This window comes from Streptomyces composti, from assembly GCF_012034205.1.
GTDB classification, from domain to species: Bacteria; Actinomycetota; Actinomycetes; order Streptomycetales; family Streptomycetaceae; genus Streptomyces; species Streptomyces composti.
Genome location: NZ_JAATEM010000006.1, coordinates 143,435 through 170,397, shown reverse-complemented (window position 1 = coordinate 170,397; position 26,963 = coordinate 143,435). Strand labels below are relative to the sequence as shown.

Here is a 26,963-nt window from a genome sequence, read left to right as displayed (position 1 = left end):
TCACTGATCAGACTGGTGCATCCCGTTACCGACTGACAGGGGGACCACCCATGACCGGCTCGCGGATCAGCGCCGTCGGCCACTACCAGCCCGCCCGGGTGCTCACCAACGAGGAGCTCGCGGGCATGGTCGACACCAGCGACGCGTGGATCACGAGCCGGGTGGGCATCCGCACCCGCCACATCGCCGGCCCCGAGGAGCCGGTCGACGAACTGGCGGCGCACGCCGCCGCCAAGGCGCTGGCGGCGGCCGGCCGCACCGCCGCCGACATCGACCTGGTGGTGGTCGCGACCTCCACGGCGATCGACCGCTCGCCGAACATGGCCGCCCGGGTCGCGGCCCGCCTCGGCATCCCCTGCCCTGCCGTGCTGGACGTGAACGTGGTGTGCGCCGGGTTCCCGCACGCGCTGGCGACCGCGGACCACGCCCTGCGGGCCGGTGCGGCGCAGCGGGCGCTGGTGATCGGCGCCGACAAGATGTCCGACGTCACGGACTGGACCGACCGCTCCACCTGTGTGCTCGTCGGTGACGGTGCGGGCGCCGCGGTCGTGGAGGCCGCCGAGGAGGCGGGCATCGGGCCGGTGCTGTGGGGTTCGGTGCCCGAGATGGGGCACGCGGTGCGGATCGAGGGGACGCCGCCCCGGTTCGCGCAGGAGGGGCAGAGCGTCTACCGCTGGGCGACCACCCGGCTGCCGTCCCTCGCCCGCCAGGTCTGCGCGAAGGCGGGCCTGGCACCGGAGGACCTCGCCGGCGTCGTGCTGCACCAGGCGAACCTGCGCATCATCGAACCCCTCGCGGCCCGGCTGGGCGCGGTCGACGCCGTGGTCGCCCGCGATGTCACCGACTCCGGCAACACCTCGGCCGCGTCCATCCCGCTGGCGCTGTCCAAGCTGGTCGAGCGGGGCGAGCTGACCACCGGCGACCCGGTGCTGCTGTTCGGCTTCGGCGGCAATCTCTCCTACGCGGGGCAGGTCGTCCGCTGCCCCTGATGCACCGGGCCGGGCGTTCCGGGCCCTCGGGTGTCAGGGGCAGTCGTAGGTGAGCTCCGTCCGGGCCGACGGGCCGGCGGGGGAGACGAACCGCAGCTCGGCGTGGGCCTGATAGCGGCCCTTCCCCTCGAAGGTCCACAGCAGGTGCAGCCGCGCGCGGGTCTGACCGCGCGCCAGGTCCTCGCGCAGCATGCCGGAGGAGGTGCCGTCGCTGCGGATCCAGCGGTAGGTGAGGGTGCCCGGGCGGCCGTCGGTGGTGACCGTGGCGACGAGGTCGGCGGTGCCGTCGCAGGCGACCGTCCCGGGGTCGGCGGTGACGGTGACCTGACGGAGCGCCGGGCCGGGGCCGAGGCGCTGCCAGGCGAGGAATGCCAGAGCGGCGATCACTGCCAGGACCGGTAGAGCGTGGCGGCGCAGCCCGCGGCGGCGGACGCGTCGCAACGGCTCGGTGGCGATGGGCAGGGTGACATGGGCCGTGGCCCGCGAGGCCGGCGTGGCGGGGGCGTGCGAACGGCGGGCGAGGGCGGCCTGCACGCCGGGGCCGAAACGCAGCACCGTCCCCTCGATCCGGTCCGGGCGGACGCTGTGCGCCCCCGGTCCGCCGTCGTTGTGGCGGAGCGTGCCGCGCGCACCCGGTCCGGTGCTGTCGTCGCGCTTCGCGTCGCGCGCGCCTGCCCCGGTGGCGTCGCGCACCGTGCCGACCGTGCCTGCCCCGGTGGCGTCGCGCACCGCGCTGCCCGTGCCCGCCCCGGTGTCGCGCACCGTGTCCCGCGCACCCGGCCGGCGGTCGTCCTCGCGCCCCGTGGCCGTCATGGCGGCCGTCTCGGCGTCCGGTCCGGGGCGCTGCACCCAGTGTGAGGCCAGCACGGTGGCGCTGTACTCCTCGCTCTCGGGCGCCGGGGCCGGACCGGACGGGCGGCCGAGTTCCTCCGGGTCCGTCATCGCAGATCACACCGCTTGGTGAGCAGTTGCTGCGAGGCGCCGCCGTCGGCCGGCGCGGGGCGGGTCGAGGCCCGCACCGTCCAGTAGCAGGCCCGGTTCTGGAAGGTGTGCGGGGCGGTGATCGTGTACTGGGTGGCGCCGCTGCGCTGGAAGACCTGGGCACCGTCGGCCGTGCCGGGACCCCCGGCCGCGTCGCCGGTGAACCAGTCGAGCGTGACCGACACCGGTCCGGGACCGTCGGTGTGGACGGTGACGGTGACCGTCGCGGTGTCGGTCCCCGTCTGCCGGAAGTCGGTGACGGAGATGTCCTTCACGGCCGGAGCCTCGGGCTCCGGATCCGGGTCGGACGGGGGCTCCTCAGCCGACGGGGGCGTGCCGTCCCCGGGGCCGGTGGGGGGTTCCGGCGCGGTGCCGTCGCCCGGGCCGCCGGTATCGGTGCCGGTGTCTGCGTCCGTCTCCGGGGCCACGTCCCCGTCCTCGTCCGCCGCCGGGGACGTGGCCGCGTCCGACGGGCTGCCGGAGCCGGCGGACGGTGCGCCGGACGTGCCGGGCGCCGGGGGAGTGGTGGCGGCATCCGGGCCGGGCACGGGGCCCGCGGTGATGCCGGGCCGGGCGCTGGTGGTGGCGAAGGCCTCGGCCGCCTTCCGTGCGTCAGGGCCGGCGGCGGGCGCGCTGTGGGCCAGCACGATCGCCATGACCGCCGCGGCGGCGGCCACGACCACGCCGGGGCCGGTGGGCAGCCACTCCCGCGCCCGGACCGGGCGGGGCTCGGGCCGGAGCACGGTGTGCGCGGTGTCGGTCACCGAGCGCGGGTCCGTGCGGGCCGAGGGGAGCAGCAGGGCGAGCAGCGCCACCAGCGCGGCCAGCCTGCCCCGGCCGCGTTCCTCCCAGTCCTCCCCGTACGCGGCGACGGCAACCGCCTCCAGCTCGGTGACGAACGCCCGCGCGTCGTCCGGCCGTTGCGCCGGGTCCTTCGCCAGACCCCGCCGCACCAGCGGCCGTACCGGTTCCGGCACGTCCTCCTCGGGCACCGGCGCCTCGGTGTGCCGCAGCGCGAGTTCGGCGATGTTGCCGCCCGGGTAGGGCTTGTGGCCGGTCAGGCACTCGAAGAAGGTGGCCGTGGCGGCGTACACGTCGGTGGACGGGGAGGCCGGGTCGCCGCGCCACTGCTCGGGCGCCATGTAGGAGGGGGTTCCGGCCACGCCGCCCCGGGTCCCCGAGTTCACGGCGATGCCGAAGTCCACCAGCTTCGACAGGCCCGCGGGGTCCACCAGGACGTTCTCCGGCTTGTAGTCGCGGTGCACCACGCCCACCCGGTGTGCGTCGGCGAGGCCGAGCAGCGAGCCCTTGAGGACCACCAGCGCCGCCTCGGCGGCCAGCGAGCCCTGCCGGGACAGCACCGTGCGCAGGGAGACGCCGTCGACCAGCTCCATCACGATGGCGGCGCCGTCCGGGCTCTCCACGTACTCGTACAGCCCGGCGACATGAGGGCTGTCCAGGCCGGCGAGCAGCCGGGCCTCCGCACGGAAGTCCCGCACGAAGTCCGGGCGGCTGCGCAGGGACTCACTGAGGTACTTCACCGCGACGGGGACGCCGGTCCCCTCGTGGAGGGCGAGGACCACCCGCCCGCTCGCCCCGGACCCGAGTTCCAGCGACTCGGTGTATCCGGGCACCGTCCATGTGCTCATCGGTCTCTCCCCGGGGCCGGCCGTCGCCCGGAGGTCTCACGCACTCCGCGGCACCCGGCCCTCGCGACCTCAGACACTTCTGCGGTGCGCACGGTTGCGGGGGTGGGCGTACTCACCCGTACCGGCCCGTAGTTCGCGGGTTTCCGTCCGTCCGGACCGGGCCGGCGGACCGTCTTTGTCCTCTGAGTGGAAAAAGTAGGGGGCAATTCCTGCGAGACTTCTTCCCACGCTCGGCAGCCGCTGCTACTTTCCCTCCGAAAGCAAGCGCCACGCAGGTGGCCGGAATCCGGTGCACGCCAGCCGACCGAGGCGGGGAGGGGCTCGTGAGACGTATGACGGCGCGACCCGCGAACGCCCATCAGGCCCGGCTGCTGAAGCTGTTGCGGGACGGCGGCCCCAACTCCCGGGCCCAGCTGGGAGACCAGGTCGACCTGTCGCGGTCGAAGCTGGCCGTGGAGGTGGACCGGCTCCTGGAGACGGAGCTGGTGGTGGCCGACGGGCTCGCGGCCTCGCGCGGCGGCCGCAGGTCGCACAACATCCGCCTCAACCCGCATCTGCGGTTCCTCGGCGTCGACATCGGCGCGACCTCCATAGATGTCGCCGTCACCAACGCCGAACTGGAGATCCTCGGGCACATCAACCAGCCCATGGACGTCCGGGAGGGGCCCGTCGCGGTCTTCGAGCAGGTGCTGTCCATGGCCGCCAAGCTCAAGGCCTCCGGGCTCGCCGAGGGCTTCGACGGCGCCGGCATCGGCGTCCCCGGACCGGTGCGGTTCCCCGAGGGCGTCCCGGTGGCCCCGCCGATCATGCCCGGCTGGGACGGCTTCCCCGTACGGGAGGCGCTCAGCCAGGAACTCGGCTGCCCGGTGATGGTCGACAACGACGTGAACCTGATGGCGATGGGCGAGCAGCACGCCGGAGTCGCCCGCACCGTCGCCGACTTCCTCTGCGTCAAGATCGGCACCGGCATCGGCTGCGGCATCGTCGTCGGCGGTGAGGTCTACCGCGGTACGACGGGCAGCGCCGGCGACATAGGGCACATCCAGGCGGTGCCCGACGGCCACCCGTGCGCCTGCGGCAACCGGGGCTGCCTGGAGGCCCACTTCTCCGGCGCCGCCCTCGCCCGCGACGCGCTGGAGGCCGCCCAGCAGAACCGGTCACCGGAACTCGCCGCCCGCCTGGAGAACCACGGCACGCTCACCGCCGTCGACGTCGCCGCGGCGGCCGCCGCCGGGGACGCCACCTCCCTCGACCTGATCCGCGAGGGCGGCAACCGCACCGGCCAGGTCATCGCCGGCCTGGTCAGCTTCTTCAACCCGGGCCTCGTGGTGATCGGCGGCGGGGTGACCGGCCTCGGTCACACCCTGCTCGCCGCCATCCGCACCCAGGTCTACCGCCAGTCGCTGCCGCTGGCGACCGGCAACCTGCCCATCGTCCTCGGCGAGCTGGGGCCCACCGCCGGCGTCATCGGCGCGGCCCGGCTCATCAGCGACCACCTGTTCTCGCCCGCGTAGCCGGGCACCGCACCACCGCCGGCCCGGCCGGCACCGCGCAGCACCACCACCGCTCGTCCCCCCACGCCGCTCCGCCCTGCCCTGACAACGTTCTACCGAGCCGACCGCAGACCCGACAGAACCACACAGAGCATCACAGAGCAGTACAGGGAAGCCGACACGTCCGTCCGAGCACACAGACAGCGTCCGACTGAGCGCACAGGCAACGCCCGTCCGAGCACACAGACAACGTCCGACCGAACGCACAGTCAACGTCACGACCGAGCACGCCGACACCGCTCCACCGAGCACGCCCTGACACCGGCCCGAACGTCCGCCGAGGGGAAGTCCGCATGGCACCCGAACCACCGCTGCTCAGCATGTCCGGCATCACCAAGTCGTTCCCCGGCGTCCGGGCCCTGGACGGCGTCGACCTCGACGTCCAGGCCGGCGAGGTGCACTGCCTGCTGGGCCAGAACGGCGCCGGCAAGTCCACCCTGATCAAGGTGCTGGCCGGAGCCCACCAGCCCGACACCGGCACCATCCGCTGGCGCGGCGAGGAGGTCACGCTGCGTTCCCCGATCGCCGCCATGCGCCTCGGCATCGCCACCATCTACCAGGAACTCGACCTGGTGGAGCACATGTCGGTCGCCGAGAACGTGCACCTCGGTCACGAGCCCACGGCCGCGGGCTTCGTCGTCCGCGGCCGGGCCGCCAGGGAGGCGACCGCCGGGCTGCTCAAGCGGCTCGGGCATCCGGAGATCGATCCCGCCCGGCTGGTGGGGGAGTTGTCCGCCGCCCAGCAGCAGATCGTGTCCATGGCGCGGGCGCTCTCCCACGACGTGCGGCTGATCGTGATGGACGAGCCGTCCGCAGCCCTGGACCCGGACGAGGTCGACAACCTCTTCCGCATCGTCGGCGACCTCACCGCCGACGGAGTCGCCGTCGTCTACATCTCCCACCGGCTCGAGGAGATCCGGCGCATCGGCGACCGGGTGACCGTGCTGAAGGACGGCCGGGCGGTCGCCGTCGGACTGCCCGCCAAGTCCACGCCCACCCGTGAGGTGGTGTCGCTGATGACCGGCCGCAACGTGGAGTACGTCTTCCCCGAGCGGCCCTCCTCCGCCCCCGAGACCGCCCCCGTGCTCACCGTCGAGAAGCTCTCCCGGCAGGGCGAGTTCGAGCCGCTGGACCTCCAGGTGCGGGCCGGGGAGATCGTCGGGCTCGCCGGGCTGGTCGGGTCCGGACGCTCCGAGATCCTGGAGACCGTCTACGGCGCCCGCCGCCCCGACACCGGACGCGTCCTCGTCGACGGCAAGCCGCTCAAACCAGGCAGCGTGCGCGCCGCCGTGCGCGCCGGGGTCGGTCTCGCCCCCGAGGAGCGCAAGGCGCAGGCGCTGCTGATGCTGGAGTCCGTCACCCGCAATGTGTCGGTCTCCTCCATGTCCCGCTTCTCGCGCGCCGGCTGGATCGACCGCGGCGCCGAACTCGGCGCGGCCCGCGCCGCCACCCGCGAGCTGTCCCTGCGCCCCGACAACCCGGACGTGCCCGTGCGCACCCTGTCCGGCGGCAACCAGCAGAAGGCCGTGCTCGCCCGCTGGCTGCTGCGCGGCTGCCGGGTGCTGCTGCTGGACGAACCCACCCGCGGCGTCGACGTCGGCGCCCGCGCCGAACTGTACGCGGTGGTCCGCCGGCTGGCGGACGAGGGCCTCGCCGTGCTGCTGGTCTCCAGCGAGGTCCCCGAGGTGCTCGGCCTCGCCGACCGTGTGCTCGTGCTGCGCGAGGGCCGGGTCGTCCACACCGCCCCCGCCCGTGAGCTCGACGAACACCGTGTACTCGACCTGGTCATGGAAGGAAGCCCGGCGTCATGACGCAGCCCGTCTCCCCGCCGCGGGACGACAGAACCGGCAAGGTCCCGCCGGCCGGCCAGGCGCCCGCCTGGCGCGCCGTGTGGTCCCGCGCCGACGTCCGCACCCTGTCGCTGCTCGGCGTGCTCGCCGTGCTCGTGCTGATCGGCGGCATCACCAAACCGGACCAGTTCCTCGACACCCGCAATCTGCAGCTCGTCCTCACCCAGGCGTCGGTCATCGGCGTGGTCACCGTCGGCATGACCTTCGTCATCACCTCCGGCGGCATCGACCTGTCGGTCGGCGCGATCGTCGCCCTCGCCTCGGTGTGGGCCACCACCGTGGCCACCCAGGAGTACGGGTTCGGCGGCATCCTGTTCACCTCGATCGCGGTCGGCGTCGGCTGCGGACTGGTCAACGGGGTGCTCATCGCCTACGGAGGCATGGTCCCGTTCATCGCCACGCTCGCGATGCTCGCCTCGGCCCGCGGTCTCGCCCTGCAGATCACCGAGGGACGCACCCAGGTCGTCACCGTCCCCAGCGTCCTCGACCTCGGCGAACGCGACGCCTATGTGCTCGGCGTCCCGCCGCTGGTGCTGGTGTTCGGCGTGGTCACCGTCATCGGCTGGCTGCTGCTGAACCGGACCACCTTCGGCCGCCGCACCGTCGCCGTCGGCGGCAACGCGGAGGCCGCCCGGCTGGCGGGCATCGACGTCCGCCGCCAGCGGCTCTATCTCTACCTGCTGTCCGGGCTGTGCTGCGGCATCGCGGCCTTCCTGCTGATCGTCCTGTCCGGCTCCGGTCAGAACACCAACGGCAACCTCTACGAACTCGACGCCATCGCCGCCGCGATCATCGGCGGCACCCTGCTCACCGGGGGCCGCGGCACCATCGTCGGCTCCGTCCTCGGCGTCCTGATCTTCACCACCATCACCAACATCTTCGCCCTGAACAACCTGCAGAGCGACGTCCAGCAGATCGCCAAGGGAGCGATCATCGTCGCCGCCGTGCTGGTCCAGCGCCGTACCGCGAGCACGACCTGAGGAAAGGGTTCACCGCCATGCCAGAGCACATGCCTTTCGCGAGCCGCAGAGGTCTCCTGTTCGGAGCCGCCGCCGTGTCCGCCGGTGCCTTCCTCACCGGGTGCACGAGCAACGAGTCCAGTGACAAGGACGAGCCGGCCGCGAACGACCAGCCCGCCGCCGACGACAAGCCCGGCAAGCCGGTCACCATCGGCTTCGCCGGCCCCCAGGCCGACCACGGCTGGCTCAACGCCATCAACGACAACGCCAAGAAGCGCGCCGAGAAGTACTCCGACGTCACCCTGGAGATCACCGAGGGCTCCAACGACACCGCCCAGCAGATCGGCCAGATCGAGACCCTGATCAACAAGAAGGTCGACGTCCTGGTGATCCTGCCGGCCGACGGCAAGGCGCTCACCCAGGTCGGTCTGAAGGCGATGCGGGCCGGCATACCCGTGATCAACCTGGACCGCATCTTCAACTCCCCGCAGGCCTACCGCTGCTGGATCGGCGGCGACAACTACGGCATGGGCCTCAACGCCGGCCACTACATCGGCGAGAAGCTCAAGGACAAGAAGAACGCCCGGGTCATCGAACTCGCCGGCCTGGACAACCTGGAGCTCACCAAGCAGCGCACCCAGGGCTTCGACGACGCCCTGAAGAACTACCCCAACATCAAGAAGGTCGCCCGCCAGGCCGCCGAGTTCACCGTCGAGTCCGGCCAGGCCAAGATGGCCCAGCTGCTCCAGGCGCAGCCCGAGTTCGACGCGCTGTGGAACCACGACGACGACCAGGGCGTGGGCGCGCTGCGCGCCATCGAGCAGGCCGGGCGGGACGACTTCCTGATGGTCGGCGGCGCCGGCGCGCTCTCCGCCTTCCAGGCCATCAAGGCCGACAACGGGGTGCTCAAGGCCACCGTCCTGTACCCGCCGACCATGGCCGCCTCCGCGATCGACCTCGCCCGCGCTCTCGGCCAGAGCAAGGGCGTCGGCGGCCTCGCCGAGTACGAGATCCCGGCGTCGATCACCCTCTACTCGGCCGTCGTCGACAAGACCAACGTCGATCAGTACATGTCCACCGGCTTCAAGTAGGAGCCCCGGCCCACGGGCCTGACCAGCCCACCGGGCGGGGCCCGCCCCCGGGAGACGGTGTGCGGCCCGCGCCGGTGAGCCGCCGGCGCACCACGCGAGCCGCGCACACCCCCTGGGGCCTGTCTGCCGGCCCCCGCCCGCCCTGCGAGGGCCGCCCTCCGGGCGGACACGGGGGCGCGTCAGACGGACCCGGGCGGGGAGCCGTCCCCGCCCGACACGACGACGAGGAGGACATCCGCATGGCACAGCCGCAAGCGTCAGCAGGGGCGGACACGGGGAAGCCGCCGCTGCGTGTCGGCATGGTCGGCTACGCGTTCATGGGCGCCGCCCACTCCCAGGGATGGCGCACCGCGGGCCGCGTCTTCGACCTGCCGCTGAGCCCCGAACTGGCCGTGATCTGCGGCCGGAACGCCGACGCCGTGCAAGCGGCGGCCGACCGGCACGGCTGGGCGGCGACCGAGACCGAATGGCGTGCCCTGGTGGAACGCGACGACGTCGACCTCGTCGACATCTGCACCCCGGGCGACAGCCACGCCGAGATCGCGCTGGCCGCCCTCGCCGCCGGCAAGCACGTGCTGTGCGAGAAGCCCCTCGCCAACACCGTCGCCGAGGCCGAGGAGATGACCCGGGCCGCCGAGGAGGCCGCGGGACGCGGCCAGGTGGCGATGGTCGGCTTCAACTACCGGCGCGTCCCGGCCACCGCACTGGCCCGGCGGATGGTCGCCGAGGGCCGCATCGGCACCCTGCGCCACGTGCGCGTGACGTACCTTCAGGACTGGCTCGTGGACCCGCAGTTCCCGCTCACCTGGCGGCTGCGCCGCGAACGGGCCGGCTCCGGCTCGCTGGGCGACCTCGGAGCGCACATCGTGGACCTGGCCCAGCACGTCGCGGGCGAGCGCCTGGCGGGCGTGTCCGCGCTCACCGAGACCTTCGTCAAGCAGCGCCCGCTGCCCACCGCGCCCAGCAGCGGCCTCGCCGCCGTCTCCGCCGCCGGCACCGGCGAGGTCACCGTCGACGACGCCGCCGTGTTCACCGCCCGCTTCGCCTCCGGCGCCGTCGCCACCTTCGAGGCCACCCGGTACGCCACCGGCCGCAAGAACGCCCTGCGCCTGGAGCTCAACGGCGACCGCGGCTCCCTCGCCTTCGACCTGGAGCGGCTCAACGAGCTGGAGTACCACGACGGCACCGAACCCGGCACGCACGCCGGCTTCCGCCGCATCCTGGTCACCGAACCCGATCACCCCTACCTGGAGGCCTGGTGGCCGCCGGGCCACGGACTCGGCTACGAGCACACCTTCGTGCACCAGGCCCGCGACCTGGTCCACGCGATCGCCGACGGGCGCACGCCCGAACCCTCCTTCGCCGACGGGCTGCAGGTGCAGCGCGTACTGGCGGCGGTGGAGGAGAGCGCCCAGAAGAACTCCGTCTACACCCCGATCGCCGCCTGAGAGGACGGATTTCAGATGCCGCGCAACTTCACCCTGTTCACCGGACAGTGGGCCGACCTGCCGCTCGAGGAGGTCTGCCGGCTCGCCCGCGACTTCGGCTACGACGGCCTCGAACTCGCCTGCTGGGGCGACCACTTCGAGGTCGACAAGGCCCTCGCCGACCCCGGCTACGTCGACTCCCGCCACCAGCTGCTCGACAAGTACGGCCTGAAGTGCTGGGCGATCTCCAACCACCTGGTGGGCCAGGCGGTGTGCGACGCCATCATCGACGAACGCCATCAGGGCATCCTGCCCGCGGACATCTGGGGCGACGGCGACCCGGAGGGGGTGCGGCAGCGGGCGGCGGAACGCATGAAGGACACCGCCCGCGCGGCCGCGCGGTTCGGGGTGGACACCGTCATCGGCTTCACCGGCTCGGCCATCTGGCACCTGGTCGCCATGTTCCCGCCCGCTCCCGAGTCGATGATCGAGCGCGGCTACCAGGACTTCGCCGACCGCTGGAACCCGATCCTGGACGTCTTCGACGCCGAGGGCGTGCGCTTCGCGCACGAGGTGCACCCCAGTGAGATCGCCTACGACTACTGGACCACCCGGCGGGCGCTCGAGGCCGTGGACCACCGGCCGGCCTTCGGCCTCAACTTCGACCCCTCGCACTTCGTCTGGCAGGACCTCGACCCGGTCGGTTTCCTGTGGGACTTCCGCGACCGGATCTACCACGTCGACTGCAAGGAGGCCCGCAAGCGCCTGGACGGCCGCAACGGCCGCCTCGGCTCCCACCTGCCCTGGGGCGACCCGCGGCGCGGCTGGGACTTCGTCTCCGCGGGGCACGGCGACGTCCCCTGGGAGGACGTCTTCCGCATGCTGCGCTCCATCGGCTACGAGGGGCCCGTCTCCGTCGAGTGGGAGGACGCCGGCATGGACCGGCTCCAGGGAGCGCCCGAGGCGCTGCGCCGCCTGAAGGCGTTCGACTACGAGCCGCCCTCCGCTTCCTTCGACGCCGCCTTCAACAGCTGATCGGCAGCCCGGATCCGGGGACCGGAGGTGCCGCCGGTCCCCGGTCCGGCCTGCCCTGATGCCGCCTTTGTCCTGCGTTGGGAAAAAGTTCAACCGATTCCGTTGGACGGGGTGTTGGTTCCGAACGAAGGCGGCTACCGTCCTTGAGGTGTCCTGTTCTTGAGGTGTCCAGGACACATTCGCTCTCCGGGGTGACGGCGCACCCCGGCGCCCGCACGACTGCACGTCAAGCACCCATCCCGTACGGCCCATCCCGTTCCCGGAGGGATCTCGTGCACAGAAGCAGACTCAGAGGCAGAACACCCGCCAGGCGCCACCGGCTTCGCACCCCCCTCGCCCTGTTCACCGGCCTCCTGCTGGCCGTGGGCACCCCGGCGACCCTCGCCGGAGCCCAGCCGGCCGCGGACGCACCGGCCGCCGCCGAAGGGCAGTTCCAGCAGGTGCCGCTCGCCAAGGGCGAGCCCGAGATGGGCGAACCCATGTCGCTCGCCGTCCTCCCGGACAGAAGCGTCCTGCACACCTCGCGCGACGGCACCCTGCGCCTGACCGACGCGGGCGGCACCACCAAGGTCGCCGGCCGGCTCGACGTCTACAACCACGACGAGGAAGGCCTGCAGGGCGTCGGCGTCGATCCCGGCTTCGAGAAGAACCGGGCGATCTACCTCTACTACGCCCCGCCGCTCGACACCCCCGCCGGCGACGCACCGGAGACCGGCACCGCCGAGGACTTCGAGAAGTTCGACGGCGTCAACCGCCTCTCCCGCTTCGTCCTCAGGCCCAACGGCACCCTCGACCTGGACAGCGAGAAGAAGATCCTCGACGTCCCCGCCTCCCGTGGCATCTGCTGCCACGTCGGCGGCGACATCGACTTCGACGCCGACGGCAACCTCTACCTGTCCACGGGCGACGACACCAACCCCTTCGCCTCCGACGGCTACACCCCGATCGACGAGCGGGACGACCGCAATCCCGCCTTCGACGCCCGCCGCAGCTCCGGCAACACCAACGACCTGCGCGGCAAGATCCTGCGCATCAAGGTCGCCGAGGACGGCTCCTACACCGTCCCCGAGGGCAACCTCTTCCCGCCGGGCACCGAGAAGACCCGTCCGGAGATCTACGCGATGGGCTTCCGCAACCCCTTCCGGATGAGCGTCGACGAGAAGACCGGCGTCGTCTACGTCGGCGACTACGGCCCCGACGCCGGCACCGCCGACCCCCAGCGCGGCCCCGGCGGCCAGGTCGAGTTCGCCCGCATCACCGAGCCCGGCAACTACGGCTGGCCGTTCTGCACCGGCGCCAACGACCCGTACGTCGACTACGACTTCGCCACCGGGACCTCCGGCGAGACCTTCGACTGCGACGCGCCGAAGAACACCTCGCGGCACAACACGGGCCTGGTCGATCTGCCGCCCGCCCAGCCCGCCTGGATCCCCTACGACGGCGGCAGCGTGCCCGAGTTCGGCACCGGCTCCGAGTCCCCGATGGCCGGGCCCGTCTACCACTACGACCCCGATCTGGACTCCTCCGTGAAGTTCCCCGAGGAGTTCGACGGCGACTTCTTCGCCGGTGAGTTCGGCCGCCGGTGGATCAAGCGGATCGAGCAGACCGCCGACGGCACCGTCGAGAAGATCAACGACTTCCCGTGGACCGGCACCCAGATCATGGACATGGAGTTCGGCCCCGACGGCGCCCTCTACGTCCTCGACTACGGCCTGTCCTGGTTCCAGGGCGACGAGCACTCCGCGCTCTACCGGATCGAGAACGCCGAGGACGGCTTCTCCCCGATCGTCGAGGTCAGTGCCGACAAGACCTCCGGAGCGGCCGGGCTGAAGGTCGCCTTCACCGCCACCGCCAAGGACGCCGACTCCCCGGAGCTCACCTACAGCTGGGACTTCGGCGACGGCACCGAGGGCGAGGGACTCAACACCACCCACCGCTACAAGAAGACGGGCACCTACACCGCGACCTTCACCGCCAGGGACCCCGAGGGCAACACCGGCAACGCCAGCGTGCGCATCGTCGTCGGCAACACCGAACCCACGGTGAAGATCGACGTGCCGGGCAACGGCAGCATGGCCGCCTTCGGTGAGCCCGTCCCGTTCAAGGTGACCGTCACCGACCCCGAGGAGAAGGTCGACTGCTCCAGGGTCAAGGTCGTCTACAGCCTGGGCCACGACTCCCACGCCCACGAGCTCACCAGCGAGAACGGCTGTGAGGGCACCCTGAAGCCGCCGCCCGGCGACGGCGGCCACGACCCCAACGCCAACATCTACGGCGTCGTCGGTGCCAGCTACACCGACGGCGGGGCCAACGGCCAGGAGGCCCTGACCGGCACCGCACGCGCCGTGCTCCAGCCGCTGCACCGCCAGGCCGAGCACTTCGGCAAGCAGCAGGGCGTCTCCGTCATCGACAAGCCCGCCGCCCACGGCGGCAAGACCGTCGGCGACGTCCACGACGGCGACTGGATCTCCTTCACCCCGTACCGGTTCGACGGGCAGAAGAAGATGACCGTGCGGGCCTCCTCCGGCGGCGCCGGCGGCTTCATCGAGCTGCGCACCGGATCCCCCGAGGGCACCCTGCACGGCTCCGCATACATCCCGACGACCGGCAGCTGGGAGACCTTCCAGGACATCGACGTACCGCTGCGGGCCCTGCCCAAGCGCACCACGGAGATCTACCTGGTCTTCAAGGGCGGCGAGGGCGCTCTGTTCGACGTGGACGACTTCGAGTTCTCCGAACAGGCGTACAACAACGGCAAGAGGGTCCTGGTCTTCTCCAAGACCGCCGGCTTCCGCCACGACTCCATCCCGGACGGCATCGCCGCGCTGAAGGAACTCGGCGGTCCCGCGGGCATCACCGTCGACGCCACCGAGGAGGCCGGGCAGTTCACCACGGCCAACCTCGCCAAGTACGACGCGGTCGTCTTCCTCTCCACCACCGGCGACGTGCTCAACGCCGACCAGCAGAAGGCGTTCGAGAACTACGTGGCCAACGGGGGCGGCTACATGGGCATCCACGCCGCCGCCGACACCGAGTACGACTGGGAGTTCTACGGCGGCCTCGTCGGCGCCTACTTCGAGTCGCATCCGGCCATCCAGAAGGCCACCGTGCGGGTCGAGAACCACGACCACCCGGCCACCGCGCACCTCGGCGACGCCTGGGAGCGCACCGACGAGTGGTACAACTACCGCACCAACCCGCGCGACAAGGCCCGCGTCCTCGCCACCCTCGACGAGACCACCTACCAGGGCGGCACCATGAAGGGCGACCACCCGATCGCCTGGTGCCAGAACTACGGCGGCGGACGCTCCTTCTACACCGGTGGCGGCCACACCAAGGAGTCCTACGCCGAGGAGGCCTTCCGCGCCCATCTGCTCGGCGGCCTGCAGTACGCCACCGGCCAGACCAAAGCCGACTGCAAGCCGGACAAGGGCTACCGGAAGATCTTCAACGGCCACACCCTGGACGGCTGGAAGCAGGCCGGACCCGGCAGGTTCGTCGTCAAGGACGGCGGCGTGATGGAGTCCGAGGGCGGCATGGGCCTGCTCTGGTACCAGGCCAAGGAGCTGGGCTCGTACTCGCTCAAGCTCGACTGGAAGATGGCCGGCGACGACAACTCCGGAGTCTTCGTGGGCTTCCCCGCCTCCGACGACCCCTGGTCGGCGGTGGACAAGGGCTACGAGATCCAGATCGACGCGACCGACGCACCCGACCGCACCACCGGCGCGATCTACTCCTTCAAGTCCGCCAACATCAAGGTCCGCGACCAGGTGCTCAGACCGCCCGGCCAGTGGAACTCCTACGAGATCAAGGTCACCGGTGAACGCATCCGGGTCTTCCTCAACGGAGCGAAGATCAACGACTTCACCAACACCGATCCCGAACGGAGCCTGAAGGACGGCTACATCGGCCTGCAGAACCACGGCCCGGACGACCAGGTCTCCTTCCGCAACATCCAGCTCAAGGAACTGCCCGCCGAGGGCGACTAGACGGGCGCCGGGCGGAGGACGCCGGACCTCCGCCCGACGTCCCGCCGGGCGAAGGGCACCGGTGGCCTCACCGGGCCCTCCGCCCGGCCCCCGCACTCCGCATCCGGCGCTCGCACCCGGTTCGCGTACGACAAGGAGGCTGCCCATGTCCGCCGAACCGTCCCTCCCCACCGCCGACGGCACCGGCCCGCGCTACGGCGTCTGGCTCATCGGCGCCCGCGGCTCCGTCGCCACCACCGCGATCGCCGGCTGCGCCGCGGTCGCCGCAGGACTCCACCCGCCGACCGGCATGGTCACCGAGACCGCGCCCTTCACCTCCTCCGGCCTGCCGTCGTTGTCCTCCCTGGTCTTCGGCGGCCACGACACCGTCGACTGCCCGCTGCCCAAGCGGGCCGAACACCTCGCCGCCGGGGGAGTCCTGCCGCACGGACTGCCCACGGCCGTGCACGCGGAACTCGCCGCCGCCGACCGTGAGATCCGGCCCGGAGGGCCGGCACCGGGCGGTGCGGTGTCCGGCGGGACCGGGGCCGGCCGTGCGGTGTCCGGCGGGACCGGGGCCGGCGGTGCGGTGTCCGGCGGGACCGAGCCGGGCAGGACCGGGCCGGTCGGAGCCGTCTCCGGCGTGGGCCGCACCCACGAGGAAGCCGGCGGGGACCGCAGCCAGGAGGAGTGGGTGGCGGCCTTCGCCGAGGACATCCGCGACTTCGTGCGCCGCCACGGCCTCGCCGGAGCCGTCGTGGTGAACGTCGCCTCCACCGAGCCCGCCCCCACCGACGGCACCCTGCCACCCAGTTCCCTCTACGCCGCGGCCGCACTGCGCGCCGGCTGCCCCTACGTCAACTTCACCCCCTCCACCGGCCTGCACCACCCGGCACTCGCCGAGCTCGCCGCCTCCTCCGGCCTGCCGTACGCGGGCCGCGACGGCAAGACCGGCCAGACCCTGTTGCGCTCGGTGCTCGGCCCGATGTTCGCCCAGCGTGCCCTCGCGGTACGTGCCTGGTCCGGCACCAACCTGCTGGGCGGCGGAGACGGCGCAGCCCTCGCCGACCCGGCCGCCGCGGCGGCGAAGAACTCCGGCAAGGAACGCGTCCTCGCCGACACCCTCGGCGCCGCCCCGCAGGGCGAGGTCCACATCGACGACGTGCCCGCGCTCGGCGACTGGAAGACCGCCTGGGACCACATCGCCTTCGACGGCTTCCTCGGCGCCCGGATGATCCTGCAGACCACCTGGCAGGGCTGCGACTCCGCGCTCGCCGCACCCCTCGTCCTCGACCTGGCCCGCCTGATGCTCCGCGCCCACGAAGCCGGCCTCGGCGGCCCCCGCCCCGAGCTGGGCTTCTACTTCAAGGACCCGGACGCGGGCGCCTCCTCGGCACTCGGCGAGCAGTACGCCGCGCTGCTGGACTTCGCGGCCCGGCTGCGGGACGGCATATGAGCAGCACGAGCACGAGCACGGGCGACACCTCCACGCTGCGCGCCTGGGCCGAACTGCTGCGTCTGCCCGCCCTGTTCTCCGTCCCCGGCGACGCCCTCGCAGGCGCCGCCGCCATCGGCGTCCGCCCCGGCCGCGGCACCCTTCTCGCCATCGGCTCCTCCCTGTGCCTGTACGAGGCCGGCATGGCCCTCAACGACTGGGCCGACCGCGCGGAGGACGCGGTGGACCGCCCCCACCGCCCCATCCCGTCCGGCCGCATCCACCCCACCGCGGCCCTCACCGCGGCCACGGCCTTCACCGCCGCCGGCGTGGCCCTCGCCCACCGCGCGGGCCGCACCCCCGGCGCCCTGGCAGCCGCCCTGGCGGCAACGGTCTGGGCATACGACCTCCACCTCAAGCACACCCCCGCGGGCCCGGCGGCCATGGGCACGGCCCGAGCCCTGGACGTCCTCCTGGGCGCGGCGGCAACGGCCGGCGGACAGAGGCCGGCGTCCGCGGCCCAGGGAGCGGCCGGGCGTCGGCCCGGCCGGGGGCCCGCGCGCAGACCGATGGCGACACCACCCGCGGCCCTCTCGGTTCCGCCACCCCCTGCTGGGGGGCCGGGGGTGCGCTCGGCACCGGGCGCCCCCATGGCGAGGACCGGGCGAGCGCCGGGAGGCGAACGCGGCGTCGGTGTGCCGACCGCGGCAGGCGCGGCGGCCGTCGCTGCACGCAGCGCAGCCGCCTCCCGGGGCGGCCGCGGACGGCCCTCGCGCTCGGTTCGCCGCGCGCTCGCGGCGGTGGCCGCGCTCATGCCGGGAGGCACATCCGGCGGCGTCCGCCTGCTGCCCGGAGCAGCAGGCACCCCGTCCGCGCGGCCGACGCGTGCGGGCAAGGCCGTATCGGCCGGGGCGGCGACCCTCGCTGCCATGACGGCCGGGACCGGCCGGCCGGGAAGCGGCCGGTCCGCACGCCGGGCGGGGCTCCTCGGCCCCGTGGCCCCGGGGCTGTCGTCGGCGGGAACCCCGACCGCGGGCCGGGCCCGCCCCGCACGTCCCGTCGGACTCCGTGCCGCCCTCCCCGCGGCCCTTGCCATGGCCGCCCACACCACCGCGGTCACCTTCGTATCCCGCGACGAGACGACCGGAGGCAAGCCGCTCGTCCCCGCCGCCGCCCTCGCGGCCACCGCGACTGTGACCACCCGGCTTCTCAAGCCCCCGGCAGGCCGAGGCGGAGCAGCCCCCCTCGGCCTGCCGGGACCCCTCGCGTACGCGGCGACCGTGGCACGCCCGTTGTTCCACGCCGCCCTCAACCCGTCACCGCCCCTGACCCAGCGGGCGGTCGGTGCCGGGATCCGGGCGATGATCCCGCTGCAGGCCGCCCTCGCCGCACGCGCCGGTGCCCCCGGCTCCGCCCTGGCCACCGCCGCCCTGGCCCCTCTCGCACGGCGCTTCGCCCGGAAGGTGAGCGTGACATGAGCCCGCAGACCGAACACTCCCCGTGGCGCTGGGGCTACGGCACCAACGGCCTCGCCGACCTCCGGCTCGACGACGCCCTCGCCCTCCTCGCCGACCTCGGCTACGACGGCGTGGGCCTCACTCTCGACCACATGCACCTGGACCCGCTGGCCCCGGACCTCGCGGCCCGCACCCGGCGCGTGGCGCACCGCCTCCAGGAGCTGGGCCTCGGCGTCACCGTCGAGACCGGCGCCCGGTACGTCCTCGACCCTCGCCGCAAGCACGGGCCCTCGCTGCTGGATTCGGACCCGGAGGACCGTGCCCGCCGCACGGATCTGCTGCTGCGGGCCGTGCGGGTCGCCGCCGACCTCGGGGCGCACGCCGTGCACTGCTTCAGCGGGGTGCTGCCCCAGGGCACCGACGAGGACACCGCCTGGAAGCGCCTCACCGACGCCCTCGCCCCCGTGCTCGACGCCGCCGCCACGGCCGGCGTCCCGCTCGCCGTCGAACCCGAACCCGGACATCTCCTCGCCACCCTTGCCGACTTCCACCACCTGCGCCGTCTGCTCGGCGACCCCGAGCCGCTCGGCCTGACCCTGGACATCGGGCACTGCCAGTGCCTCGAGCCCCTGCCGCCCGCGGACTGCGTCCGCGAGGCCGCACCCTGGCTGCGGCACGTCCAGATCGAGGACATGCGCCGAGGCGTCCACGAGCATCTGCCCTTCGGCGACGGCGAGATCGACTTCCCGCCCGTGCTCGCCGCCCTCGCCGCCACCGGCTACCAGGGGCTGACGGTCGTGGAGCTGCCCCGCCATTCCCACGCGGGGCCCTACCACGCCGCCCACTCCCTCCCGTTCCTGCGGCGCGCCGCCGCCCGGGTCGCGGCCCCGGCCGCGCCGGCCGCCCCGTCCCACGGCGATCCCTCCGCCACCCCCGAAGGGAGCACCACCTCATGAACCACCCGCACCACATCCCGGCGACCCCGGAGACAGGCACCACCGGCGACGACCACGGAACCCCGGACGCCCCGAACAGCACGGCCGCCCCGGCCGCCCCGGCCGCCCCGGACGCCCCGAACCCCCCGGACTCTTCGGATCCTTCTGACACCTCGGACGCTCGTGGGGCCGGCGGCACCGCGCCGGCGCCCGCGCGCCCTGCCGGGACCAGCGCGAACGGCGACCGGGCCGGCGGGAAGGGCGGCACCGGCGGCGAACCGACCCGCGAGGGGAACGGCCCGGCCGGCGAGGCGCCCCTGCCCCACCCGGCCCGGACCCCGCCCGCCGAGCTGCGCGAGAAGCTCGCCACCCGGCTCGGCGAAGCGGCCCGGGCCTGGTTCCAGCACGCGCTCGAGGAGGCCGCCGCCCACCCCGGCAGACACGGCCCCATCTCCGTGTGGGAGCTGCGCCTCGCGGAGGCGGGCCGGCGCTGCGGCCCGGCCGGAGCCGACGCCGTCCGCGTCCTCATCCTGCACGCCGCCCGCGCCGGCACCGACGCACTGACCCGGGTCTACTTCCAGGGCACCGCCGACGAACGCCGCGCCGTACTGCACGCCCTGCCGCACCTGGTGACCGGCCCCGACGCCCTCCCGCTCGTCGAGGACGCCCTGCGCGCCAACGACACCCGGCTGCTCGCCGCCGCCCTCGGCCCGTACGCCGCCCGGCACCTGGACGACCACGCCTGGCGGCACGCGGTGCTGAAGTGCCTGTTCACCGGTGTGCCGGTGGACCACGTCGCCGACCTGGAACGACGCGCGAGCGGGGACGCCGAACTCGCCCGCATGCTCCGCGACTACGCCGCCGAGCGCACCGCGGCGGGCCGCCCCGTCCCGGACGATCTGCACCGCGTGCTGGCCCTGACCGCGTCCGCCGCCCCGGACCGGGAGGCGGACACCCCCCACGGCAAGGAGTCCTGATGCGCATCTTCGACCCCCACATCCACATGACCTCGCGCACCACCGACGACTACGAGGCCATGTACGCCGCCGGCGTCCGCGCCGTCGTCGAACCCTCCTTCTGGCTCGGCCAGCCCCGCACCTCCCCGGCCTCGTTCCTCGACTACTTCGACTCCCTCCTCGGCTGGGAACCCTTCCGCGCCGCCCAGTACGGCATCGCCCACCACTGCACCCTCGCCCTCAACCCCAAGGAGGCCAACGACCCCCGCTGCACCCCCGTCCTCGACGAACTGCCCCGGTACCTGGTCAAGGACAAGGTGGTCGCCGTCGGCGAGATCGGCTACGACTCCATGACCCCCGCCGAGGACACCGCCCTCGCCGCCCAGCTGCAGCTCGCCGCCGACCACGGCCTGCCCGCCCTGGTGCACACCCCGCACCGCGACAAGCTCGCCGGACTGCGCCGCACCCTCGACGTGGTCCGCGAGTCCGCCCTGCCCCCGGACCGGGTGCTGGTCGACCACCTCAACGAGACCACCGTCAAGGAGGCCAGGGACAGCGGCTGCTGGCTCGGCTTCTCCGTCTATCCCGACACCAAGATGGACGAGAAGCGGATGGTCGCCGTCCTGCGCACCTGCGGAACCGACCGCGTCCTGGTCAACTCCGCCGCCGACTGGGGCAAGAGCGACCCGCTGAAGACCCGCAGGGTCGCCGACCTGATGCTCGCCGAGGGCTTCACCGAGGACGACGTCGACCAGGTCATGTGGCGCAACCCCGTCGCCTTCTACGGGCTCAGCGGCCGTCTGGACCTCGAGGTCGCCGACACCGGCGCCACCCACGAGGGCAACTCCATCCTGCGCGGCGGGGAGTGAGCCATGCGCTTCCGGCACCCCGACGGCACCACCGTCCACCTCGCCTACTGCACCAATGTCCACCCCGCCGAGACCCTCGACGGTGTCCTCGCCCAGCTCCGCGACCACTGCGAGCCGGTCCGCCGCCGCCTGGGCCGCGACCGCCTCGGCATCGGCCTGTGGCTCGCCCGCGACGCCGCCCACGCCCTGGTCACCGACCCCGCCGCGCTGCGCGGCCTGCGCACCGAACTCGACCGGCGAGGCCTCGAGGTCGTCACCCTCAACGGCTTCCCCTACGAAGGCTTCGGCGCCGAGGAGGTCAAGTACCGCGTCTACAAACCCGACTGGGCAGACCCCGAGCGGCTCGAGCACACCACCTCCCTCGCCCGCGTCCTGGCCGGCCTGCTGCCCGACGACGTCACCGACGGCAGCATCTCCACCCTGCCGCTGGCCTGGCGCACCGCCTACGACGACACCCGCGCCGACAAGGCCCGCGCAGCGCTGCTCACCCTCGCCGAACGCCTCGACGCCCTGCAGGAACTGACCGGCCGCTCCATCCGCGTCGCCCTGGAGCCCGAGCCGGGCTGCGTCGTGGAGACCACCCGGGACGCCATCACCCCGCTCACCGGCATCGGCCACCACCGCATCGGCATCTGCGTCGACACCTGCCACCTCGCCACCTCCTTCGAAGACCCGCACACCGCCCTGGACGCCCTCACCGAGGCCCGCGTCCCCGTCGTCAAGTCCCAGCTCTCCGCCGCCCTGCACGCCGAACACCCCCACGAGCCCGAAGTCCGCGACAGCCTCGCCGCCTTCGCCGAACCCCGCTTCCTGCACCAGACCCGCACCCTCACCGCCGCAGGACTGCGCGGCACCGACGACCTCGACGAGGCCCTCACCGGCGACGCCCTCCCCGACACGGCGCCCTGGCGCGCCCACTTCCACGTCCCGCTGCACGCGGCCCCCGCCACGCCCCTCACCTCCACACTCGACGTCCTGAAGGACACGCTCACCCGGCTCGTCGGCGGACCGCACCCGCTCACCGGCCACCTGGAGGTCGAGACCTACACCTGGCAGGCCCTCCCGCCCGAGCTGCGGCCCCGCGCCCGCACCCAGCTCACCGACGGCATCGCCGCCGAGCTCACCCTCGCCCGCGACCTGCTGACCGACCTCGGCCTGAAGGAGCTGCCATGACCACCGGAGCGCACACCACCGGCGACCGCGGCCGCACCACCGGTCCCACCCCGCTGCTCGTCCTCGACGTCGTGGGCCTCACCCCCCGCCTGCTCGACCACATGCCGAACCTCAAGGCGCTCGGCCAGAAGGGCTCCCGCGCTCCACTCGGCACCGTTCTGCCCGCCGTCACCTGCGCCGCCCAGTCCACCTTCCTCACCGGCACGATGCCCTCCGAGCACGGCATCGTCGGCAACGGCTGGTACTTCCGCGAACTCGGCGAGGTCCTGCTGTGGCGGCAGCACAACGGACTCGTCTCCGGCGACAAGCTCTGGGACGCCGCCCGCCGCGCCCACCCCGGCTACACCGTCGCCAACATCTGCTGGTGGTACGCCATGGGCGCCGACACCGACATCACCGTCACCCCCCGCCCGGTCTACTACGCCGACGGCCGCAAGGAACCCGACTGCTACACCCGCCCGCCGTCCCTGCACGACGAACTCACCGAGAAGTTCGGCACCTTCCCCCTCTTCCACTTCTGGGGACCCGGCGCCGACCTGGTCTCCAGCCAGTGGATCATCGACGCCACCCGGCACATCAACCGCACCCGCACCCCCGATCTCACCCTCTGCTACCTCCCGCACCTCGACTACGACCTGCAGCGCCACGGCCCCGACGACCCCCGCTCCCTCCAGGCCGCCACCGACCTGGACGCCGCCCTCGCCCCGCTCCTCGACGACGCCCGCGCCGAGGGACGCACCGTCGTCGCGCTGTCCGAGTACGGCATCACCCGCGTCAGCCGGCCCGTGGACATCAACCGCGCCCTGCGCCGCGCCGGACTGCTGGAGGTGCACACCCAGGACGGCATGGAGTACCTCGACCCGATGGCCTCCCGCGCCTTCGCCGTCGCCGACCACCAGATCGCCCATGTCTATGTGCGCCGGCCCGAGGACCTGGACGCCACCAGGGAAGCCCTCGAGGGCCTGCCAGGCATCGGCCGTCTCCTCGACGACGAGGGCAAGAAGGCCCACCACCTCGACCACCCGCGGGCCGGCGAACTCGTCGCCGTCGCCGAACCCGACGCCTGGTTCACGTACTACTACTGGCTCGACGACGCCCGCGCGCCCGACTTCGCGCAGCTCGTCGAGATCCACCGCAAACCCGGCTACGACCCGGTCGAGCTGTTCATGGACCCCCAGGACCCCTATGTGAAGGTCAAGGCGGCCACCGCACTGGCGCGCAAGAAGCTCGGCATGCGCTACCGCATGGCGGTCGTGCCCCTGGATCCCTCACCTGTTCGCGGCAGCCACGGCCGCCTCCCCGCGAGCGACGACGACGGTCCGCTCCTCATCTGCTCCACCCCCCGCGCTGTCGGAGACCGCGTAGCGGCCACCGATGTCAAGTCACTGCTGCTCAGGCTGGCCGGACTCGCCGACGCACCGCCCGCGAGATCCGACTACTGAGAGTGAAACACACGGCACTGACAACGGCCCGCCGCCGGTGCCACCGGCGGCAGCAACGACGAAGAAGGCAGGCACCCGTGAGTCACTTCTCGAACCCTTCGCAGGACGACATCCCAGTCGCCGGCGCGGCATCCGCCGCCGGCCCCGACGAGGCCCTCAGACGCCGGCTCGGCATCGGCCGCCGCCGCTTCCTGTCCACCTGCACCGCAGCCGCCGGCGCCGCCGTCGCCGCCCCCGTCCTCGGCGCCTCCCCGGCCTTCGCCGCCCAGGACCACGAGCGAGGCCACGGCCACGGCAAGGGCCAGGGCCACGGCGGTCAGGTGCTCGTCCCCGCCCACAAGCGCGGCATCATCCTCTACACCGTCAGGGACGCCACCGGCCGCGACCCGCTCTCCACCGATCTGCCCTCCGGCTTCCGCGAGGTCTTCAAAGAACTCTCCCGCCACGGATACCGCCAGGTCGAGTTCGCCGGCTACACCCAGCACCCCAACGCCCCCGGCGGCGCCGACCTGGGCACCGTCAAGGGCGCCCGGCTGCTGCGCGGCTGGCTCGAGGACCACGGCCTGCGCGCCCAGGGCAACCACGGATTCATCCCGCCGTCCTGGCCGCTGACCAAGAGCGACCTGGACACCTTCAAACAGCACCTGGAGATCGCCAACATCCTCGGCATGCCCCACATGGGCACCGGCGGCGACCCCACCGACAGCCCCTACCGGGCCGACTGGGACGTCGCCGCGGAGAAGTGGAACACCCTCGGCGAGATCGCCCGCCGCGAGGGCATCAAGCTCTACACCCACAACCACGACGCCGCCTACGGCTTCCTGCTGGACGGCGGTCCGCTCGACGACCAGGGCCGGCCCACCCGCAGTTCCGGCATCCGCAAGCTGGAGTACTTCCTGAAGGTCACCGACCCCAAGCGCGTCTGGCTGGAGATGGACATCTACTGGGCGCACGTGGCCCAGTACAAGTTCCACACCTACACCGCCCACGACGGCACCCAGCGCAGGAACATCTTCGACCCGGCCGGCCTGGTCGCCCGCCACAACAAGCGCTACCCGCTGTTCCACGCCAAGGACGGCACCCGCAACGAGACCAACGGCATGGGCTACGACATGGTCCCGTTCGGCACCGGCGACATCGACTACCGCACCTTCTTCAGCCGTGTGGGGCAACGGAACTACCACAACCCGATGGTCGAGCAGGACAACGCGCCCAGCTCCACCGACGCCGGCCAGTCACTGCGCTTCGCGAAGATCGGCTACGACAACATGGCCGCCCTGCGCAAGCGCCGCTGCTGACCTGCCAGCGGCGTGACGCGCCGACGGCCACCGGACCGGGACCACGTCACGCACCGCCGGCCGGTCACCGGTGCCACGACGCCCGACGGCCACCGGCCCGAGAGGCGTCACGGCGCCGCCCGTCCGCCGCGGCGGGCGGCCCCGTTCACCGGGTCTTTCCGCCCGGCGGACGGGGCCGCCCGCTCGCAAGGAGCCCACGAACGGGCCCGCAGCGCGACGCCGGCACCACCGCGCGCCCTTCCGGCTGAGCCCCTCGCCGGCGCCCCCGGCTCAGCCGATCCCCTGCCGGTCCGGCCGGAGCGCGAACTCCCGCTCCTCCGCCGTACCGGCCGCCCGCTCCACGGCCTGCCGCAGCAGGTCACGGTGGCGCAGCAGCGGCTCCCGACGCTCCTGAGGGGCGAGCAGCAGCAGATCCTCCAGGCCGGCCATCAGCCGCCGCGTCACCTGCGGCACCCCCGACCCGCACACGCGGACCTCCGTCAGCCCCAGGTCCACCAGCTCCTCCCATCCCGGCACCGGCTGCACCAGCCGCACCTCACCTGTCCGGTCACGGTGCACCACGGTGTCCAGCGGCCGCCGCGACAGCGCGGTCAGCAGCTGCACGATCCGGTCCAGCGCCTGCACCGCCGTCGTCGGATCGTTGATCGCGGCGGACAGCGCCCGCAGCGCGATGTCCGACAACTGCCGCAGCCCGAACGCCACATCCAGATGGAACGTCCGCTCCACGCCGACCCCCAGGGCACGCCGGAGTGCCCCGCGCCGCGGAGCCTTGCCGCCGTGCACCGCCAGCACCGGCGTGCCCGGCACCACGAAATCCCCGATGCGCGGCATCAGCCGCAGCACCACCCCGTGCGCCCGAGCCACCCGTACCAGCCGCGCCACTCGCACATCCCGCAGCACACCCGCGCGCCCCTCGTGCGCCACCCACGCCGTCACCGGCCCCAGCTCGGGCGGCTCCTCCGCCTTGCCCGGCACCGGCATCAGCGCGGCCACCCGGAACGACTCCGCCGCGATCCGGGCGATCACATGGCTCACCCGCATCATCCGCAGCGTGGTGTTCACGTACACCACGAACAACAGCAGGCTCAGCCCCACCATGATCAGTGTGAGTACCGACTGCACCAGCGGCACGGAGGTGACCACCCGGGGGTCGGTGGCGCTGTCGAACGTGGTCAGGACCAGCAGGGTCAGCACGAAGGTCGCCAGGAACACGGCGAACGTCGCCTTGGTGATCTTGCTGCGGACGAAGATCCGAACCACCCGGGGTGTGAACTGCCCGCTCGCCATCTGCACGGCCACCAGCGAGATGCTGAACACCACACCGATGAAGGTCATCATCGCCGAGCTCACGGCGTTCACCACGGACCGGGCGTCGTCCGCGAAGCGCAGCAGGTCGGCCAGTGTGTCGTAGTCCCGCTCCGCCTGCAGCGACCGGACGATCGCCACGTCCAGCTCCTCGGCGCCCAGCCACACCACGAACACCAGCACCATGGCCGCCACGGGTGCGAACCAGAACGAGTCCCGCAGATGCTCCCGGAGCGGCGACAGCGCCCGTCGGCGGCGCCTCGGCAGCGGACCCTGGGTGATCGTCCAGTCACTCATGGTGCGACCCTAGAGGCAACCGGCGGTCCGGTCCCGGACCACCGCCGGAGTGAAGGAAACGCAGGTGAAAGGCACTGCCAAACCTTGGTATGGTTGTCCACGTCGCCGCGGGGCCGAGCCCTGACCGGCGGCGTACACCTCGTCCGGGTGGCGGAATGGCAGACGCGCTAGCTTGAGGTGCTAGTGCCCTTTATCGGGCGTGGGGGTTCAAGTCCCCCCTCGGACACTCACCAGCCCATACGGCTCACGGCAGGGACGATCAGCAGATCGTCCCTGATTGCTTTCCCCGGGGGT

At 72.9% G+C, this 26,963-nt stretch carries 19 protein-coding genes and 1 tRNA gene; 17 read left to right on the top strand and 3 right to left on the bottom strand.

Going from position 1 to position 26,963, the window contains the following annotated elements:
- Nucleotides 1-50 precede the first annotated feature (50 nt).
- A complete protein-coding gene (locus HCJ93_RS07060) occupies nt 51-989 on the top strand; it encodes a beta-ketoacyl-ACP synthase III (protein WP_167992089.1) in 939 nt (312 codons plus the stop codon).
- A gap of 33 nt (nt 990-1,022) precedes the next feature.
- On the opposite strand, the gene HCJ93_RS07055 is transcribed toward HCJ93_RS07060, so the two are convergent.
- Together HCJ93_RS07055 and HCJ93_RS07050 are read right to left on the bottom strand one after the other, a co-directional pair.
- Nucleotides 1,023-1,931, bottom strand: coding sequence for a hypothetical protein (locus HCJ93_RS07055; RefSeq protein WP_167992087.1), 909 nt, complete (start codon nt 1,929-1,931; stop codon nt 1,023-1,025).
- Nucleotides 1,928-3,619, bottom strand: coding sequence for a serine/threonine-protein kinase (locus HCJ93_RS07050; RefSeq protein ID WP_167992086.1), 1,692 nt, complete (start codon nt 3,617-3,619; stop codon nt 1,928-1,930). Before HCJ93_RS07050 ends, HCJ93_RS07055 begins: the two co-directional genes overlap by 4 nt.
- A gap of 332 nt (nt 3,620-3,951) precedes the next feature.
- On the opposite strand from HCJ93_RS07050, the gene HCJ93_RS07045 reads away from it, so the two are divergent.
- The 15 genes from HCJ93_RS07045 (at nt 3,952) to HCJ93_RS06975 (ending at nt 25,067) form a co-directional block, all read left to right on the top strand.
- Nucleotides 3,952-5,133: an ROK family protein gene (locus HCJ93_RS07045; RefSeq protein WP_167992084.1), complete on the top strand. Its 1,182-nt coding sequence runs from the start codon at nt 3,952-3,954 to the stop codon at nt 5,131-5,133.
- 332 nt (nt 5,134-5,465) lie between these two features.
- On the top strand, nt 5,466-6,983 hold the full coding sequence (locus tag HCJ93_RS07040; protein WP_167992083.1) for a sugar ABC transporter ATP-binding protein: 1,518 nt from the start codon (nt 5,466-5,468) through the stop codon (nt 6,981-6,983).
- Nucleotides 6,980-8,002: an ABC transporter permease gene (locus tag HCJ93_RS07035; RefSeq protein WP_167992081.1), complete on the top strand. Its 1,023-nt coding sequence runs from the start codon at nt 6,980-6,982 to the stop codon at nt 8,000-8,002. The genes HCJ93_RS07040 and HCJ93_RS07035 overlap by 4 nt, the downstream gene beginning before the upstream one ends.
- Before the next feature lie 17 nt (nt 8,003-8,019).
- Nucleotides 8,020-9,072, top strand: coding sequence for a substrate-binding domain-containing protein (locus tag HCJ93_RS07030; protein ID WP_167992079.1), 1,053 nt, complete (start codon nt 8,020-8,022; stop codon nt 9,070-9,072).
- Between the two features lie 239 nt (nt 9,073-9,311).
- A complete protein-coding gene (locus tag HCJ93_RS07025; RefSeq protein WP_167992077.1) occupies nt 9,312-10,520 on the top strand; it encodes a Gfo/Idh/MocA family protein in 1,209 nt (402 codons plus the stop codon).
- Between the two features lie 15 nt (nt 10,521-10,535).
- Nucleotides 10,536-11,534, top strand: a complete 999-nt coding sequence (locus HCJ93_RS07020) for a sugar phosphate isomerase/epimerase family protein (protein ID WP_167992075.1) — start codon at nt 10,536-10,538, stop codon at nt 11,532-11,534.
- Nucleotides 11,535-11,806: 272 nt separating this feature from the next.
- Nucleotides 11,807-15,523: a ThuA domain-containing protein gene (locus HCJ93_RS07015; RefSeq protein WP_167992074.1), complete on the top strand. Its 3,717-nt coding sequence runs from the start codon at nt 11,807-11,809 to the stop codon at nt 15,521-15,523.
- Nucleotides 15,524-15,668: 145 nt separating this feature from the next.
- Complete coding sequence (locus HCJ93_RS07010; RefSeq protein ID WP_167992072.1) at nt 15,669-16,958, top strand: inositol-3-phosphate synthase; 1,290 nt, start codon at nt 15,669-15,671, stop codon at nt 16,956-16,958.
- Nucleotides 16,955-18,415, top strand: a complete 1,461-nt coding sequence (locus HCJ93_RS29840; RefSeq protein WP_167992071.1) for a UbiA family prenyltransferase — start codon at nt 16,955-16,957, stop codon at nt 18,413-18,415. Before HCJ93_RS07010 ends, HCJ93_RS29840 begins: the two co-directional genes overlap by 4 nt.
- Nucleotides 18,412-19,350 carry a sugar phosphate isomerase/epimerase family protein gene (locus HCJ93_RS07000; RefSeq protein ID WP_167992069.1) on the top strand — a complete coding sequence of 313 codons (939 nt, stop codon included), beginning with the start codon at nt 18,412-18,414 and terminating at the stop codon, nt 19,348-19,350. Before HCJ93_RS29840 ends, HCJ93_RS07000 begins: the two co-directional genes overlap by 4 nt.
- 296 nt (nt 19,351-19,646) lie before the next feature.
- On the top strand, nt 19,647-20,306 hold the full coding sequence (locus HCJ93_RS06995) for an EboA domain-containing protein (RefSeq protein ID WP_167992167.1): 660 nt from the start codon (nt 19,647-19,649) through the stop codon (nt 20,304-20,306).
- On the top strand, nt 20,306-21,154 hold the full coding sequence (locus HCJ93_RS06990; protein ID WP_167992067.1) for a TatD family hydrolase: 849 nt from the start codon (nt 20,306-20,308) through the stop codon (nt 21,152-21,154). Before HCJ93_RS06995 ends, HCJ93_RS06990 begins: the two co-directional genes overlap by 1 nt.
- A gap of 3 nt (nt 21,155-21,157) precedes the next feature.
- Nucleotides 21,158-22,327 carry a metabolite traffic protein EboE gene (eboE, locus tag HCJ93_RS06985; RefSeq protein WP_167992066.1) on the top strand — a complete coding sequence of 390 codons (1,170 nt, stop codon included), beginning with the start codon at nt 21,158-21,160 and terminating at the stop codon, nt 22,325-22,327.
- On the top strand, nt 22,324-23,769 hold the full coding sequence (locus tag HCJ93_RS06980) for an alkaline phosphatase family protein (RefSeq protein ID WP_167992064.1): 1,446 nt from the start codon (nt 22,324-22,326) through the stop codon (nt 23,767-23,769). The genes eboE and HCJ93_RS06980 overlap by 4 nt, the downstream gene beginning before the upstream one ends.
- Nucleotides 23,770-23,879: 110 nt before the next feature.
- On the top strand, nt 23,880-25,067 hold the full coding sequence (locus HCJ93_RS06975; RefSeq protein WP_373563563.1) for a sugar phosphate isomerase/epimerase family protein: 1,188 nt from the start codon (nt 23,880-23,882) through the stop codon (nt 25,065-25,067).
- 270 nt (nt 25,068-25,337) lie between these two features.
- Here the strand turns inward: HCJ93_RS06975 and HCJ93_RS06970 are convergent, their stop codons facing one another.
- On the bottom strand, nt 25,338-26,669 hold the full coding sequence (locus HCJ93_RS06970; RefSeq protein ID WP_167992061.1) for a DUF2254 domain-containing protein: 1,332 nt from the start codon (nt 26,667-26,669) through the stop codon (nt 25,338-25,340).
- A 141-nt stretch (nt 26,670-26,810) separates the two neighbouring features.
- Here HCJ93_RS06970 and HCJ93_RS06965 point away from each other — a divergent pair.
- Nucleotides 26,811-26,895 (top strand) — tRNA-Leu (locus HCJ93_RS06965).
- Nucleotides 26,896-26,963 lie beyond the last annotated feature (68 nt).

Coding starts and splice junctions, on each gene's coding strand:
- HCJ93_RS29840 (WP_167992071.1), top strand. CDS start 16,955: ATGAGCAGCACGAGCACGAGCACGGGCGACACCTCCACGCTGCGCGCC.
- HCJ93_RS07060 (WP_167992089.1), top strand. CDS start 51: ATGACCGGCTCGCGGATCAGCGCCGTCGGCCACTACCAGCCCGCCCGG.
- HCJ93_RS07020 (WP_167992075.1), top strand. CDS start 10,536: ATGCCGCGCAACTTCACCCTGTTCACCGGACAGTGGGCCGACCTGCCG.
- HCJ93_RS07025 (WP_167992077.1), top strand. CDS start 9,312: ATGGCACAGCCGCAAGCGTCAGCAGGGGCGGACACGGGGAAGCCGCCG.
- HCJ93_RS07055 (WP_167992087.1), bottom strand. CDS start 1,931: ATGACGGACCCGGAGGAACTCGGCCGCCCGTCCGGTCCGGCCCCGGCG.
- HCJ93_RS07045 (WP_167992084.1), top strand. CDS start 3,952: ATGACGGCGCGACCCGCGAACGCCCATCAGGCCCGGCTGCTGAAGCTG.
- eboE (WP_167992066.1), top strand. CDS start 21,158: ATGCGCTTCCGGCACCCCGACGGCACCACCGTCCACCTCGCCTACTGC.
- HCJ93_RS07010 (WP_167992072.1), top strand. CDS start 15,669: ATGTCCGCCGAACCGTCCCTCCCCACCGCCGACGGCACCGGCCCGCGC.
- HCJ93_RS07040 (WP_167992083.1), top strand. CDS start 5,466: ATGGCACCCGAACCACCGCTGCTCAGCATGTCCGGCATCACCAAGTCG.
- HCJ93_RS06970 (WP_167992061.1), bottom strand. CDS start 26,669: ATGAGTGACTGGACGATCACCCAGGGTCCGCTGCCGAGGCGCCGCCGA.
- HCJ93_RS07030 (WP_167992079.1), top strand. CDS start 8,020: ATGCCAGAGCACATGCCTTTCGCGAGCCGCAGAGGTCTCCTGTTCGGA.
- HCJ93_RS06990 (WP_167992067.1), top strand. CDS start 20,306: ATGCGCATCTTCGACCCCCACATCCACATGACCTCGCGCACCACCGAC.
- HCJ93_RS07035 (WP_167992081.1), top strand. CDS start 6,980: ATGACGCAGCCCGTCTCCCCGCCGCGGGACGACAGAACCGGCAAGGTC.
- HCJ93_RS06980 (WP_167992064.1), top strand. CDS start 22,324: ATGACCACCGGAGCGCACACCACCGGCGACCGCGGCCGCACCACCGGT.
- HCJ93_RS07000 (WP_167992069.1), top strand. CDS start 18,412: ATGAGCCCGCAGACCGAACACTCCCCGTGGCGCTGGGGCTACGGCACC.
- HCJ93_RS07050 (WP_167992086.1), bottom strand. CDS start 3,619: ATGAGCACATGGACGGTGCCCGGATACACCGAGTCGCTGGAACTCGGG.